This window comes from Carboxylicivirga sp. M1479, assembly GCF_007097485.1.
Classification (GTDB): Bacteria; Bacteroidota; Bacteroidia; order Bacteroidales; family Marinilabiliaceae; genus Carboxylicivirga.
In genome coordinates this window covers 1-14,609 of record NZ_VKDE01000027.1, presented here as the reverse complement: position 1 = coordinate 14,609, position 14,609 = coordinate 1, and the positions used below count along the sequence as shown (strand labels likewise).

The 14,609-nt window shown below is 37.1% G+C and carries 11 protein-coding genes and 1 riboswitch; of the genes, 7 read left to right on the top strand and 4 right to left on the bottom strand.

The features are described 5' to 3' along the window. Positions 1-9: 9 nt before the first annotated feature. Together FNN09_RS15550 and FNN09_RS15545 are read right to left on the bottom strand one after the other, a co-directional pair. On the bottom strand, positions 10-2,382 hold the full coding sequence (locus FNN09_RS15550) for a LysM peptidoglycan-binding domain-containing protein (RefSeq protein ID WP_143303296.1): 2,373 nt from the start codon (positions 2,380-2,382) through the stop codon (positions 10-12). Positions 2,383-2,576: 194 nt separating this feature from the next. After that, positions 2,577-4,934 (bottom strand): type IA DNA topoisomerase, encoded by a 2,358-nt coding sequence (locus tag FNN09_RS15545; RefSeq protein ID WP_143303295.1) that lies wholly within the window; start codon positions 4,932-4,934, stop codon positions 2,577-2,579. Positions 4,935-5,235: 301 nt separating this feature from the next. Here FNN09_RS15545 and FNN09_RS15540 point away from each other — a divergent pair, with 301 nt between their 5' ends. The 6 genes from FNN09_RS15540 to egtD all read left to right on the top strand — a co-directional run bounded on the left by FNN09_RS15540 (position 5,236) and on the right by egtD (position 10,253). Then, complete coding sequence (locus tag FNN09_RS15540) at positions 5,236-5,427, top strand: cold-shock protein (protein WP_143303294.1); 192 nt, start codon at positions 5,236-5,238, stop codon at positions 5,425-5,427. A 149-nt stretch (positions 5,428-5,576) separates the two neighbouring features. Then, the gene (locus FNN09_RS15535) at positions 5,577-6,878 is read left to right on the top strand and encodes a M18 family aminopeptidase (RefSeq protein ID WP_143303293.1); all 1,302 of its coding nucleotides are present in this window, start codon (positions 5,577-5,579) and stop codon (positions 6,876-6,878) included. Between the two features lie 150 nt (positions 6,879-7,028). Beyond that, positions 7,029-7,577 carry a DUF4136 domain-containing protein gene (locus FNN09_RS15530; protein WP_143303292.1) on the top strand — a complete coding sequence of 183 codons (549 nt, stop codon included), beginning with the start codon at positions 7,029-7,031 and terminating at the stop codon, positions 7,575-7,577. Between the two features lie 103 nt (positions 7,578-7,680). Next, positions 7,681-8,385 carry a YkgJ family cysteine cluster protein gene (locus FNN09_RS15525; RefSeq protein ID WP_143303291.1) on the top strand — a complete coding sequence of 235 codons (705 nt, stop codon included), beginning with the start codon at positions 7,681-7,683 and terminating at the stop codon, positions 8,383-8,385. Positions 8,386-8,406: 21 nt separating this feature from the next. Beyond that, the gene (locus tag FNN09_RS15520) at positions 8,407-9,165 is read left to right on the top strand and encodes a hypothetical protein (RefSeq protein ID WP_143303290.1); all 759 of its coding nucleotides are present in this window, start codon (positions 8,407-8,409) and stop codon (positions 9,163-9,165) included. Between the two features lie 74 nt (positions 9,166-9,239). After that, positions 9,240-10,253, top strand: a complete 1,014-nt coding sequence (gene egtD, locus FNN09_RS15515; protein WP_143303289.1) for an L-histidine N(alpha)-methyltransferase — start codon at positions 9,240-9,242, stop codon at positions 10,251-10,253. Between the two features lie 153 nt (positions 10,254-10,406). Here the strand turns inward: egtD and FNN09_RS15510 are convergent, their stop codons facing one another. Next, the gene (locus FNN09_RS15510) at positions 10,407-11,588 is read right to left on the bottom strand and encodes a PQQ-binding-like beta-propeller repeat protein (RefSeq protein WP_143303288.1); all 1,182 of its coding nucleotides are present in this window, start codon (positions 11,586-11,588) and stop codon (positions 10,407-10,409) included. 357 nt (positions 11,589-11,945) lie between these two features. Continuing rightward, the gene (locus FNN09_RS15505) at positions 11,946-12,746 is read right to left on the bottom strand and encodes an SAM-dependent methyltransferase (protein ID WP_143303287.1); all 801 of its coding nucleotides are present in this window, start codon (positions 12,744-12,746) and stop codon (positions 11,946-11,948) included. Between the two features lie 302 nt (positions 12,747-13,048). After that, a riboswitch (cobalamin riboswitch) is annotated at positions 13,049-13,242 on the top strand. 80 nt (positions 13,243-13,322) lie between these two features. Between FNN09_RS15505 and cobT the strand changes: the two genes are divergently transcribed. Further along, positions 13,323-14,357, top strand: a complete 1,035-nt coding sequence (gene cobT / locus FNN09_RS15500; protein WP_143303286.1) for a nicotinate-nucleotide--dimethylbenzimidazole phosphoribosyltransferase — start codon at positions 13,323-13,325, stop codon at positions 14,355-14,357. Positions 14,358-14,609: the final 252 nt, after the last annotated feature.

Below are 14,609 nucleotides of genomic sequence, written 5' to 3'. Positions count from 1 at the left end.
TATAAACTACTACTGTACTTCTTCTATTTCAAATTCAAAATCAGGACTAAACTTCAATACAAAAAAGCCGTGATTATAAAATCCACCCCAATTTGACACACGCGAAAACTTTAACTCGGACTGAATGGTGTGTGGTCGGTGGTGATGAATACAGTGTGGAAAATCTGTTCCATAATCCCTTAGAGCCGTAATAAAGAAATAGGTAATATCGTGTCCCCATAAACTGTAACGACTCATATTGGCCTGTATAGATGCTGCCTGAAATAAAGGCGAAATGGCGATAGGTTCAGTTTTGAACCATTGGCGATAGGCTCTTATCCGCTCATCATTAATTTCATTACTATAATTAACGGCATAATAACTAAATATACGTCCATTAAGGATGTGAACTGTTTCTGGATTAATGGTATTAAAGCGTGTCCAATCAGGAAATCCCCATAAAGTTACATTAGCCTTGGCTTTAAGCTTGGCACCTTTTACAGTAGTAACAATACGACTTACCTGCGATTCTTCCATCGATGGAATTACAACTGTATTTTCCTTATTTCTATCGAACATACGCTCCAGACTAGCCAGGTCGTCTTGCTTAAAGTAATACTCAACAAAATCAGGCACTTCACCATTCTTAAAGCTCTCCCAATACACTTTATCACGTATCATCTGACTCAGGCGCTGCTCAAATTTATTATCTTTATTTTCGGTTCGAATCATGACTAAGCGATTCCCTTTCGAACTTTCAATTACCCGTTTCACCATTACGTCAAACATCAACGAATCCGTTGGGTTCGCCTGAAATAATAATGGGTTTTTATCCATTTGATTATTGATGGTTGATAATGGATAAACCATAGGTATATCAAATTGCTTTGAGAACTCCGACACTATTTTCAGATTAGACGAATAAGCTGGCCCGATGATTAAATCGGCATATTCCATTTCAGGCTTCCTCAAAATTTCTTTCACCTTAAGACTATCGGGTGCCGTATCATATACAAACAAATCAACATTAACACCTTCTTTCTTCAGCTCTTCCAATGCTAATAAGGCACCTTGATAAAACTCCACAAACACCTTTGAACGCATGGATAAACGTCGCTTGGCATTAGCAATTTCAATCTCCTGACCATCGACCAACTCCTTTTTATAGTTTAAAGCCTTTGTAGCCTCCACATTAAATGGTAACAAGAGGGCAACTTTAATCGATGGTTTTGTCAGGCTATAATCATACACATCGCACTCTATCTTTTCAAAAGGAATAAGGGTTTTCGGATCAACTGCTACATCACCCAAATCAACATCTAATTTAGATTCATAATACTCTTCAACCCAACGCTTGTTTGGCACTTTAATAATCATGCCCTTTTCCCATTTTCGTAAATCAATATTGGCCGCAGCATTTGCCTTTTCAATAATATCGGCTGGCACATCATACTTATCAGCAACATCTACCAACTGTTCGCGGCGCTTAATCTTATGATTTTTCAGTTCGGCTGTTTCAAATAAATCTTTTTGCTTTGGTTTTTTAATACTCGATTTAGGAATACGAACAAGGTAACCTACTTCAAGATCATTGGCATTAACAGAACTATTGGCATCCTGAACTTCAACTGGCTTAGCATTAAATGCTTCAGCAATGCTAAATAAAGTCTCTCCTTCTTTTATTTTGTGATAAATATAAAGTGCATCTTCCGTTCCATCTAACTCTTCTTTTGCTCGCTTTTCTCGGTTGTTTATTACTTCAACAGGAATACGGATATATGAACCCGTAGCCAAAATCCCTGATTCCAAGCCTTCATTAGATTCTAATATATCGCTTATTTCGATTCGGTAGCGCTTAGCAATTCCAAACACTGTTTCCTTCGGTTCAACCTTATGCACATAATACCCATCATCACTAATTTTATAATCTGTTGGTCGAACTTCTTTTTTAGGCACTTTAATAATTGCACCAAGCAACAATTTCTCTTCACTCCCTGGATTGTTGTCATAAACATCCTGCAGGTCTACATGGTAACGCTTAGCTATATAAAAAGCCGTTTGTCCAGTTTCTACGGTGTGATAAATATATTTTTCTTTATTAAGCTGTTCCTCGGTGCTGTTACGGCCTTTTATTACTGGCACTTTAATTATCTGTCCCAACAACAAACCACTGGCAGCTTCAGGGTTTACTTCCAATATTTCTTTTTGCGAAACACCATACGATACACTGATTCTGAAAAGTCCTTCACTCTTCCTTACTTTGTGCAAATAATACTCCTTACCTTCAATAATTATCTTTTCTGTTCCTTCGGGAATACTACTTTGTGCATGCAGGTTTATATGAACCAACATCAAAAGCAAAAAAGAGCTTAAAAAGACAATTGTATAATGTTTCATTCTCATAACTAGTCTGTTTAACAAGTAAATATCAAGTTGTAACACCAAACTAAATCTGACATTTCTTATAAAAGCCCAAAAGTACAAAAAAAGCGGTGACACCAAACAATGGTAACACCGCAATTAATAGCACATCTGTATTTTAATTCACTCATTGCTCCCCTTTGCAAAAGCCGAGTGTTATTTTAGGTTATTGTAGATTACTCAACACTCAATCCACCGTTGGCATCCAAAATGATGCGCCCATTTATTAGCTCCTGTGTTTCAGGATTCTTCAAACCCTTTATCTGAGGCGTTTTTTGCTTAAAAACCAAAGCTTCAATCTGCTTCTCAGTTAATTTTTTACCCATAAACTCAAAAGGCAACCTTAAGCGACAACCATTTTTAAAATTATTACAACCATATGCTGTTTTGCCTTTAACAACTGTTCCCACCTTACAAACAGGGCAGTGCCATGCTTCAGCTTCCACTTTTTCAAATACCATTTTCGAAGTCCCATCCAATAGAATGACGCCATCTACCTTTTCTCCTCCATCAACAAAACCTTTTATCTTGCTTGTTTTACCTTTTAATATCAGCTGCTCAATCTGTTTATCACTCAGCTTTTTATTCAGAAAATCAAAAGGCAGCAGTGTTTTGCATCCATCTTTATAGGCCGAACATCCCCAAGCCGTTTTACCCTTTAACATGCTTCCCTTTTTACATTGCGGACATAACAACTCTACCTTTTTAACTGGTTTTTCTTTTTTCGCTGGTTTGCTTAGCTTTTCTTCCTCTGAAACTATTTCAATCTTTTTATCACTTCGGTCGTGCTTCACATGAAAAACAATATCCGATACCATCTGCTTCAATTCATCCATGAATTCTCCAGCATCATATTGTCCTTTCTCTATTTCGCGCAACTTCTTTTCCCAAATACCAGTTAGCTCAGCCGACTTAAGTAACTCGTTGGTAATGGTATCTATTAGCTGCATACCTGTAACGGTAGGGTGCAAATTTTTCCGAACCTTGGCAATGTACTTGCGCCGGGTAATGGTTTCAATAATAGCTGCTCGGGTAGACGGACGACCGATTCCATTTTCTTTCATGGCATCACGCAACTCCTCATCGTCAACGTGTTTGCCTGCTGTCTCCATCGCCCTTAAAAGCGTCGCTTCAGTATATGGTTTAGGTGGCTGTGTTTCTTTTTCAATCAACAATGGTTCATGTGCACCTTTCTCACCCACTGTAAATTCGGGCATTATATCGTCTTGCTTTTTCTCAGTCTCCTTACCGTCCATAAAAACGGTACGCCAACCAGGCTCTAACAACTGTTTTCCGGTAGCCTTAAACTCCACACCATTTACATCGCCTAAAACCTGGGTATTAGAAATAGTGGCATCGGGATAAAATGCCGCGATAAATCGGCGAGCAACCAACTCATAAACTAATTTCTCATCGCGCCCCATGTTATTAGCATAAACACCTGTTGGAATTATTGCGTGGTGATCGGTCACTTTCTTATCGTCAAATACTTTTTTTGACTTCTTCAACTTCGCCTTTAACAAAGGTTCTGTAAGATGCTGATGATCCTTCATCCCCTTTAAAATACCAGGTACTTTAGGATATATATCGTTACTCAAAAAAGTGGTATCCACACGTGGATAGGTGGTTAACTTTTTCTCATAAAGTGATTGTATCGTTTTTAGTGTCTCTTCAGCAGAGAAACCAAACTTTTTATTACACTCCACTTGTAAGGAAGTCAAGTCAAACAAACGCGGAGGAGCTTCTTTCCCTTTCTTTTTGGAAAAATCCTTGATTACAAACTCACTGGTTTTAATCGTTTCCAGGTAAGCATCTCCCTCTTCTTTTTTTGTAAAGCGCCCTTTAGTTGCAGCAAACACAACATCGCGATACTTTGTTTTTAATTCCCAAAATGGTTCTGTCACAAAGTTATCAATGGCCTTTTGACGTTCTACAATCAATGCCAGGGTGGGCGTTTGTACTCTACCAATGGATAAGACCTGTCCTTGCTGCCCGTACTTAAGAGTATATAAACGGGTGGCATTAATGCCCAATAACCAATCACCAATAGCGCGTGAACTTCCTGCAGCATACAAATTATTAAACTCTTCAGCCGCCCTTAATTTTTCAAAACCCTCACGAATAGCTTCCTCTGTTAGAGAAGAAATCCAAAGTCGTTTTACGGGACACTTAGTACCAGCCTTATGTAGAACCCAGCGCTGAATCAATTCTCCCTCTTGCCCGGCATCACCACAGTTCACTACCTCCTCGGCTCCTTGAACTAATTTTTCAATGGTTTTAAATTGCTTTTCAATTCCTCCATCGCCAATTAACTTTATACCAAAGCGAGACGGTATCATGGGCAACCATCCCATACTCCACCGTTTCCACTCAGGCAGATATTCATGAGGCTCTTTAAGGGTGCACAAATGACCAAAGGTCCAGGTCACTTGGTAATTATTGCCCTCAAAATATCCATCACGTTTAGATTTAGCACCTACAATTAATGCTATTTCTTTAGCTACACTGGGTTTCTCGGCAATACAAACTATCATTAAGTATCGTTTTTAAAAGAATTGATAGCGAATATACTATTTCCACAAATAATTTCATTTTTAACATGCAGAAGAGTTTTCAACAAACACCATTAAACGATTGAAAGCCAATAGAAAAACTTTCATTTATCATCACAAAAAGCTAACTAATATCAGGTTTTTGTGGTTTTGTCCAAATTATTGTGCAAAACATCAAAAAAGATTAACATTTTTCAAAAATGTTTTTACATTTGTTACGAACAATTTATTTTAGACATGGGCTGATAATTCCTAATATCAGTCTTTAATTAATTTTTTTACAATGAATAAAGGTACAGTAAAGTTCTTTAATGACTCTAAAGGTTATGGATTCATCAAAGACGACGAAACAAGCAAAGAGTATTTTGTACACGTTACAGGTCTTATCGACGAAATCAAAGAAAACGATGAAGTAACTTACGAGCTTCAGGAAGGCCGTAAGGGTTTAAACGCAATAAATGTAAAACTAGCATAGTTTAGATTTATATTTGAAGACATTATTAAAGGCTGTTTCTCTCGAGACAGCTTTTTTTTTGCATGTTATACAACATTATCATTGATCACATGCTATCCCTGCCTTTTTACTTATCTTGGCATTTTTGATAAATCACAAATTATACAATAATGACAAAAGAGATAAAGCTGGCAGAAGAATTAATCGATTTTATTCATCAAAGTCCAACCGCTTTTCATGTGGTTGAAAACACTGCTGCCGAACTTGAATCAAATGGCTACCAATATCTTGACATTACAAAACCTTGGGATATTGAAAAAGGAGGCAAATATTATACGACAAAAAGCGGATCAGCCTTATTCGCCTTTCAGTTGGGAACCGATGAGCCAGATATCAACGGACTAAAACTAGTAAGTGCACATAGCGACTCACCGGGTTTTAAAATTAAGCCTCAGCCAGAGATGCTTGTCGATGGTAAATACCTTAAACTAAATACTGAAGTCTATGGTGGTCCAATATTAATGTCGTGGCTAGATCGCCCTTTATCTTTAGCTGGTAGAGTTTTACTTAAAGGCGATAATGCCTTAACACCAAAGCATACACTTGTTGATTTTAGAAAACCTCTATTGATTATCCCAAGTGTGGCCATCCATTTGAACAGAAGTGTAAACGACGGAATTGAGCTCAACAAGCAGGTTGATATGTTGCCGCTTATGACTACTGTTAATGACACTTTAGAAAAAGACAATTATCTACTAAAGCTGATTGCCACCGAATTAAAAATTGACAGTTCTGAAATTTTAGATTTTGATTTATTCGTATATGAATATGAGAAAGGTTGCTTAGTTGGGCCTCAGCAAGAATTTATTTCATCGCCTAAATTAGATGACTTAGCCATGGTGCATGCTGGTTTAAAATCTTTGATTGCCAGCAACAATACCAACAACACCAATATTTTGTGTGTTTTTGATAACGAAGAAGTAGGTAGTGTTACTAAACAAGGAGCCGGATCTCCTGTGTTACGTAATATTATTGAACGCATAATGGAGAAACTGGGCAAGTCAAAAGAAGACTACCAGAGAACCATATACAAATCATTTATGATTTCGGCCGACATGGCTCATTCAGTGCACCCGAATCATCCTGAGAAACATGACCCAATACTGCACCCAGTTATGAATGGCGGTCCTGTTATTAAAATTCATGCCAATCAGAAATACACCACGGATGGGGAAAGTGGAGCTATCTTTGCATCGATTTGTAAACAGGCCGATGTACCAGTTCAAAAGTTCGTTAATCGCTCCGATATGGTTGGTGGATCAACACTTGGCAATGTTTCAACTGGTAAAATTGATATTCGCACGGTAGATATTGGCAACCCAATGTTAGGTATGCACTCTGTTAGAGAGCTTGGCGGAACAATTGATCACACATACATCACCAAGGTATTTGAAACATTCTTTAATATGTAGGAATTAGAAAATTGCAACAAAACATATATTGGCAGTGCTTGTTTAAGTACTGCCATTTTTTGTATAATAATGTTACTTTTACACGATAATTGGAGAGACTAACAACCATATTGATCATCATTATTTGATTTAAACCATAAACTCAAACACATGAATTTTAAAAGCTTATCATTTTTAATCATATTAATCATTTCATTATCAGCCTGCAAATCAACTGATATCTACTCTGACTTTGACCCTAGTGCCAAGTTTGATAGCTACAGTAACTTTATGGTTTTGCAGCACATGAAATCTGTACCATTAAAAGAAAGTACGCTTAAATCACTTCACTCTTCTATTAATAAGCAAATGACACAGCGAGGTTATAGCGAAAATAAAAGTCCTGATCTTTTGGTTAAAGTGATGATTAAAGCAGAAACAAAAGAAACAACATCATTACAGCGTAATGACAATTTCTACTGGGGAAGCACCTATTACCCATATGGCTGGGGCGTTAACACGGGTGTTAGCAAGGTTAATTACGACACACATACCGAAGGAACTGTTATTATTGACATAATTGACAGAGAGAAGAAACAGCTAATTTGGCAAGGACGCGCATCGGGTGCCATTAAAAACAAAAAGAAGAACAAAGCTGAAGCCATTGATAAGTTGATTAAGAATATGTTTAGCACTTATCCTCTAGCTCCGAAAAAGTAAACGACAACAACTATAATATAAGGGTGGTTATTTGATAAAAAAATAATCACCCTTTTTGCTTTTTATTATTTTCTTACTTTTACTCTCCATACATTTTCTTACCATGAATAAGCAGGAACTTTCAGATACCGATAAAGCTTTTTTTGCCGATGGATTGCGATTAGCCGAAGATGCCATCAAAAACAAATTAAGCAACAGAACACTATGGCAAGTAACACGTCAGGAACAAGATGCCATGGAAGGGTTAATTGAGGCACTTTCTGCCGAAGCACAACGTCACAATGTGAAAATTGATTGCAAAAAAGGTTGTAACTGGTGTTGTAATCAAGCTATTTTTGGTGTAGCACATGAGTTTTATTATTTATGGCAATTTATAAAGCTTAACATGAGCGAAGAGGAACGCAAAGCCATACTACAGCGTGCATTTGATAATTACCAAAAACGAGGCCGCCTCTCGCAAAATGAACTAGAGAAAAGTAAATTACCATGTCCTTTGTTAAAAGATGGATCGTGCAGTGCCTATGCCGCTCGCCCTATGGCTTGCCGAATTTATTTATCCATGTCGGAAGCGAGTTGTAAAAAGTATTATGAGCAACCAGATAACAAAGAGAACTACCCCGCCTTACTTGAGTTTCCCCTAAGAGCTGGACAAATGATGAATGAAGGTTTTACTGAAGGCATTGGTAAAGCTCAACTAGTGAATAACGAATACCTAATGGAAGAAGGCTTGCTAATTGCCCACAACAACGGAGAGCCAATCGACGAGAATGAATTAAGTAAACACCCTCTTTTTCAACAGCACAAATAAATACATTCCAAACCTAAACCCATGACTAATAACGAAAACACACGCAATGAGCGTATGTGGTTCATCAAACGAACCATTATTATCTCATCGCTTTTAATACTTAATGTTGTTGGCATCTACCTGTATTACTATGTACTCGTTTTTAACAGCATCGAAACAGGAAAGGTATATGGAGAAAGCACCTTTAATGGCGGTCGCTACGAGATTTACACGCTTAAATATTTCTACCAGCATAAAGACGTTTATTATTTTGACAAAATAGATTACGTCATGGCTCAGGATTTACAACTAGGCGACTCCATAAAGGTTAGGGTATTAAAACCCTACCCACAAAAACACATGGTACACAAGGTTTATAGGGATGATTCAAAAACCATCAACTACGATGCAAAAGATGGTTTTATGGTAGAATACAATGCCTACATCGAACAGTTCAGTGACTACGAGGCAAGTAAACACATCCAACACATAACGCCTCGAAAGAATACCCTATTGATTAAACAAAATGAAGAAACACATGTGCAAAATGCTGTAGAAAGAGCCATTGATAACATCCACTTTAATAGAGGATCTATTGTTGACTATTACATTGTTAATACCAGCAACGACTCGCTTTACATCAGGGCTGTTTATCATTATTTAAATGATTTTTCTACCGATGCCATGCCATTTAAAATGATACAAAAGCAACTAAAAAGAAGCTTACCAAACAAACACTTGCACATCTCTGTGTTAGATAAAAGCAATGCTAAAAAAGAACACATACTTATTGCTGAATAATTTATGCATATTGACTTTGGATATTTTTTCTCCGTATTTGTATTCTCAAAATACTTCAATAGGAAAAAGAAAATATGCCAACATCATTATCCAGTCATAAAACCATTCGGAAGCAAGAGTGGACTAGCCGCTTAATTAAACCAAGTACAAGAGCCGAACGCAAAAAAGAGTTTTTAAGGCACGAACTACTTGAGGGGCTTATGATGGAACAGATGAAGATGTCGAGTAAATTCTTTTACGACACCAATGGATCAAAGCTGTTTGAGTGGATTACCAAATTACCTGAGTACTATCCGACAAGAACTGAGAAATCAATACTAAAACAGTACGGACAACAACTATTTGGGCACCTATCACATATTGACCTTGTTGAGCTAGGTAGTGGCGATTGCTCTAAGATTTCGTTAATACTATCTGCCATTCCAAGCAAACAAAGAGAAACGATTATTTATCGACCGATAGACTTTAGCCAATCAGCACTTGATCAATCGCAATTACAATTACTAAAGGTGCTTCCTGAGTTAAAAGTTGAACCACTGGTTGCTGATTTTACTAAACTGCAAGCTTTGCCCAATGGGCAACCGCGTGTTATCTGTTTCCTTGGCAGTACCATAGGTAATTTTGACTTGCACGAAAGCCAATTACTACTGCAACAAATTGCCGATATAATGAATACAGGCGATCAACTGATAATTGGCTTAGATTTGGTTAAAGACACTGAAACACTAGAAAGCGCCTACAACGACAGTCAGCGCATAACGGAAGCCTTTAACAAAAACATATTACGCTCGTGCAATAATATATTACATTCAAACTTTCATCCGCCAGCGTTTGAACACCTTGCTTTTTTCAACCATGAAAAAAGTAGAATAGAAATGCACTTGAAAGCCCTATCCGATCTATTTGTTAAATCTCCATACCTGAATGGACAGATAATGATTCAAAAAGGTGAAACCATTCATACTGAAAACTCACATAAATATACCATTCCAATGATTGAAGAACTGGCTGATAGCATTCGCTTAAACATCAAAAATATCTTCACCGATCAAAAACAATGGTTCTCACTGGTACAAATGGTTAAGTAAGGCATTATTAATTAGTACCTGCAAGAGAACCCCGTCTTTGATAAGAAAGCTTCATTTTTGAGGCTCGTGAAGTTCGAAAAATGTGAGTTTACTAGTGTAAATGACCATTTTAAGAACGAGCATAACGAAAAAAATGGAGTTTTCTTGCAGAGACTAATTAAGCGGTAAAGCATACAAATACCCATTGGCATCACCAAAATACATCACTCTATCTTCAACTACAGGAGTAGACAAAATTGCACCCAAGTCCAGAATCCGACGCTCTATTTGCTTTGAATTATTTCCATAAAGTTCTATGCCATCCACGAACTCAGTTTCTGACCTAAATAGATTCATATAATTCTGTTTACTTGCCGATGTTTGAAAAACAAGTTCAGATTCGCCAGTATGGGCATTAGCTCTGTAAACCTTACCATTAAAACATCCAAAATACACATCATTTTCATACACCACCGCCGAAGCATAAACACGCATATTCAACGGAAGAGTCCAATTTATCTCACCATTGGATGCATTCATAGATAAAAAGCGATGAGTATCGGAAGTACCAAACAGTAATTGGTTATTATAAACAATTGGAGTTGCAATTACCCAACTCCCCCGCTCTTTGTAATTCCAACATCCACGACCAGTATTGATATCCAGGGCATAAATATTAAAATCACGGCTTCCAAAAAACACCTTACCATCGCCTACACAAGCTCCCTTTTGTATGCCACCTATTGGAAAATATTGGTCGCCAACTGTTTTAAATTGCCAAAGCTTCTCACCTGTATGTTTATTAATAGCATAAAAACAACCATCAAAACTACCAATCAATAATCGCTCATCTTTTATCACAGGCGACGCATGCACAACACCTTTAGTTTCAAATTTCCACTTGAGCAAGCCAGTATCTGCATTTAAGGCATAAACATGCCCATCACCACCACCAACATAAACAAAGGCATTATCAACAAGTGGAGATGATAAGTAATAATCCCACATATCAACTTGTTTTTCGTGCGCCATAGCATACTGCCAAACTATTTTACCTGTTACACGATTTAAGGCATGTACTTTTCCACTGCCATCATTTACAATAATTAATTGCTGATAATGCGTAGGCTTTGAACGTACTGAGCCAGCCAGTTTTCTTTTCCACAAAACATCTCCATTGAACTTATTAATGGCGTAAAAGTTCGATGCTAAATCACCTGTAAAAAGTACATCATCAAGCACCAAAGGAGAAGAGTAAATGGACGAATCAGCTTTGAATGTCCAATGACAATCCGCTTGTACATTAATAACATTCATCACGCTCAAAAATAGCAATACAGAAAATGTGGTTTTCATAGTTTAATTTAGGTATTAAGATAATGGAACAATGTAAAACTCATTTTTAAGAATACATTATCTCATTTATATTACACAAAGTTAAAGTACTAAAGGCACGTCAATCGGATTTAAAATTCAACCACTTTGTGGTTGTTCTAAAAAAGGTATATATCATACCCCCTGCATTCCATGCAGGGTTATTAATATTAAATCTTTTCAGGATTTATCACCAACAACCACAGCGTGGTTGAATAAAAATAACCCCAGATAAAATCTGGGGCAAATTAAAATTATCAATTATTGAATCCTAAAGGGATTCAACTTATAAATGCGATTGCCGTCTACTAAAGGGACAGTCATCCTGCCCCTTTACCCCTATTTCAAATGGTTTTTTTTTTCAGCAATTAAAGTCTCCAAAAAGGGTTGCATACCAAATTCGTCGCTCAATTGGCGATACTCTTGTTCAAAATCAATCTGCTTCTTAAACTCTGTACGTTTAGCCCTAATCATTGTATTCTTCTCTGTATATCGGGACGACACAAAATCAAAAATTCCAACCTTATAACCCATTTGCTCTAGCAATAAAGCACGCAAGGAATCAGAAATCATCATCAATGCCTTATCGCGAAAAGCTTTATGACGAATAACGGCTTTTAATTTTTGTGACTTTAAACTTAAGGAGTGTTGACAACAGGATACTGACAGTATCACTTTAGCTTTAGTACGCAAACCAAGATATATGCTTTTGTCGGTAGCTGTGTCGCAAGCATGAAGCGAATAAACTACATCTACAGGGCCGTCCATTGCAAAATCCTCAATGTCACTCGCATAAAAACTCATACCCTCGAAGTTCATCCGTTTTGCCAAATCACGGTTTAACTGCATTAAGCGTTCATTGTTATCAATGCAAAAGATCTGAATTGGCCTATTTTCAATATGACGATAGAAATAGTAAACTAAATAGCTGAGGTAACAATTACCCGCTCCACTATCAATTAACACAAGCGGACGTTTCTTTGATACTCTCCTAAGTTCAGAGTGAATAATCTCTAAATAGGCGATAATTTGTTCTATTTTAACCTCATTATCCTTTGAAATAAAGGCATTACGAGATTGTAATTTAACAACCTGAAAAAGGTCGTATAATTCTTCTCTGTTTATTTTATTAACTAACATTTTCGTGACGAATTAAATGATCACGAGGCACTATGAAATAATGATTATTTTGGAATAGCCGTAAGAAGTATTGTTTGTATAATCAAATTACAACAACATGCCTCAAATTATAATAACTTAAGATAAATTGTAACCAATATGCTTTGCACAAGGCTGTACAAACGTTGGTTTTATGTAATTAGATCATTCTCTCCCAAGCCGTTAAAAACGTATGGGTTGGATTTCCGGCACTTTGTTTTTGAGTTATTTGCACACAAAAGTAATTTTTATTTCCACAATTAAACATACTCAAGTAATATTTCTACTTTTGCAGGCGTTAAGGTGCTTATGCTTAAAATGGGAATCCGGTGCTATAGCAATATAAATTCCGGAGCTATCCCCGTAGCTGTAAACCTCTGTTAATTAAGCTTTGTTACAATCCACTATTTGCCAGGCGAATGGGAAGGAATCAAAGCTGAGGTGAGCCAGAAGACCTGCCTTAACATTATACTTCGGGGTAAAGTGAAAACGAATAGCTTTAGGCTATGGCTTTCATCTATCCTCCTGAAGAATTATTTATCTTTTAATAATTTAAGTATGCAGGAGTTTACAATTAATGCTATTAACAATGATTTGAATGAGCAAATCAAACGTAAAATCGACCTAAAAACCAAACCTTTGGGATCTTTGGGTACTCTGGAAAAAATAGCTTTTAAAATCTCTCAAATTCAAAACACCTTAACACCAAGTCTTTCAAAACCAGCCATTTTAGTTTGTGCAGGTGACCATGGCATAACGGAAGAAAAGGTAAGTCCGTTTCCACAAGAGGTTACCTTTCAAATGGTCATGAACTTTTTAGGAGGCGGAGCTGCAATCAATGTCTTTTGTCGACAACATAACATCGAGCTTTTGGTGGCCGACACGGGTGTTAACTACGATTTTGAGTCATCCAACAATTTACTGGACTATAAAATTAGAAAAGGCACACGCAACTTTGCCATTGAACCAGCCATGACCAGTGCTGAATGTCAGCAGGCGATTAAAAACGGTGCTAAAATTATTACAGAACTACATGCCAAGGGAAGTAACATTGTGGGATTTGGTGAAATGGGCATCGGCAACACCACCTCAGCAACCGCTTTACTTTGTAAATATGCCGGGTACACAGCGCAGGAAGCATCAGGTGCAGGTACAGGACTTGATTCAAAAGGTATTGAACACAAAGCCAATGTTATTAACCAAGCGCTTGAAAAACATCAAACCATTAAAGATCCACTGGACATACTGGCTACTTTTGGTGGTTACGAGATTGCAACCATTTGTGGTGCCATTTTAAAAGCTGCCGAACTAAAAATGACAATTTTATCCGATGGCTTTATTGCTACCTCGGCACTTATTGCTGCCCACGCCATTGCCCCCCATGTAACCGATTATTGTTTATTTGCTCATCAGTCTGACGAACAAGGTCATCAATTGATGTTAAAACACCTAAAAGCAGATGCCATATTAAATTTAGGTATGCGACTTGGCGAAGGCACAGGCTCAGCAGTTGCCTACCCGCTTGTACAATCAGCTGTGGCTTTTATGAATGAGATGAGTAGTTTTGAAGATGCAGGCGTAAGTAACGTGTAAGAAACAAGTTATAAAGCTTGATAAACGATAAAAAACATGAAACGACCATGTAAATTTAATTAATTTGCACACAAGGCATTGATTGGATTTATTTGGGAGTTCCATCTGGCAAATGAAAATAAATTTAAACAGATCGTTAGTTTGTGGAATACCTAAATATGAGAAAACCAATTAGGAGTCAAACGTGATTTTTAACTTAGGCAAAAAGCTCCATCTGCTGCATTAACTTTAATAAACAGATAGATAAAATCT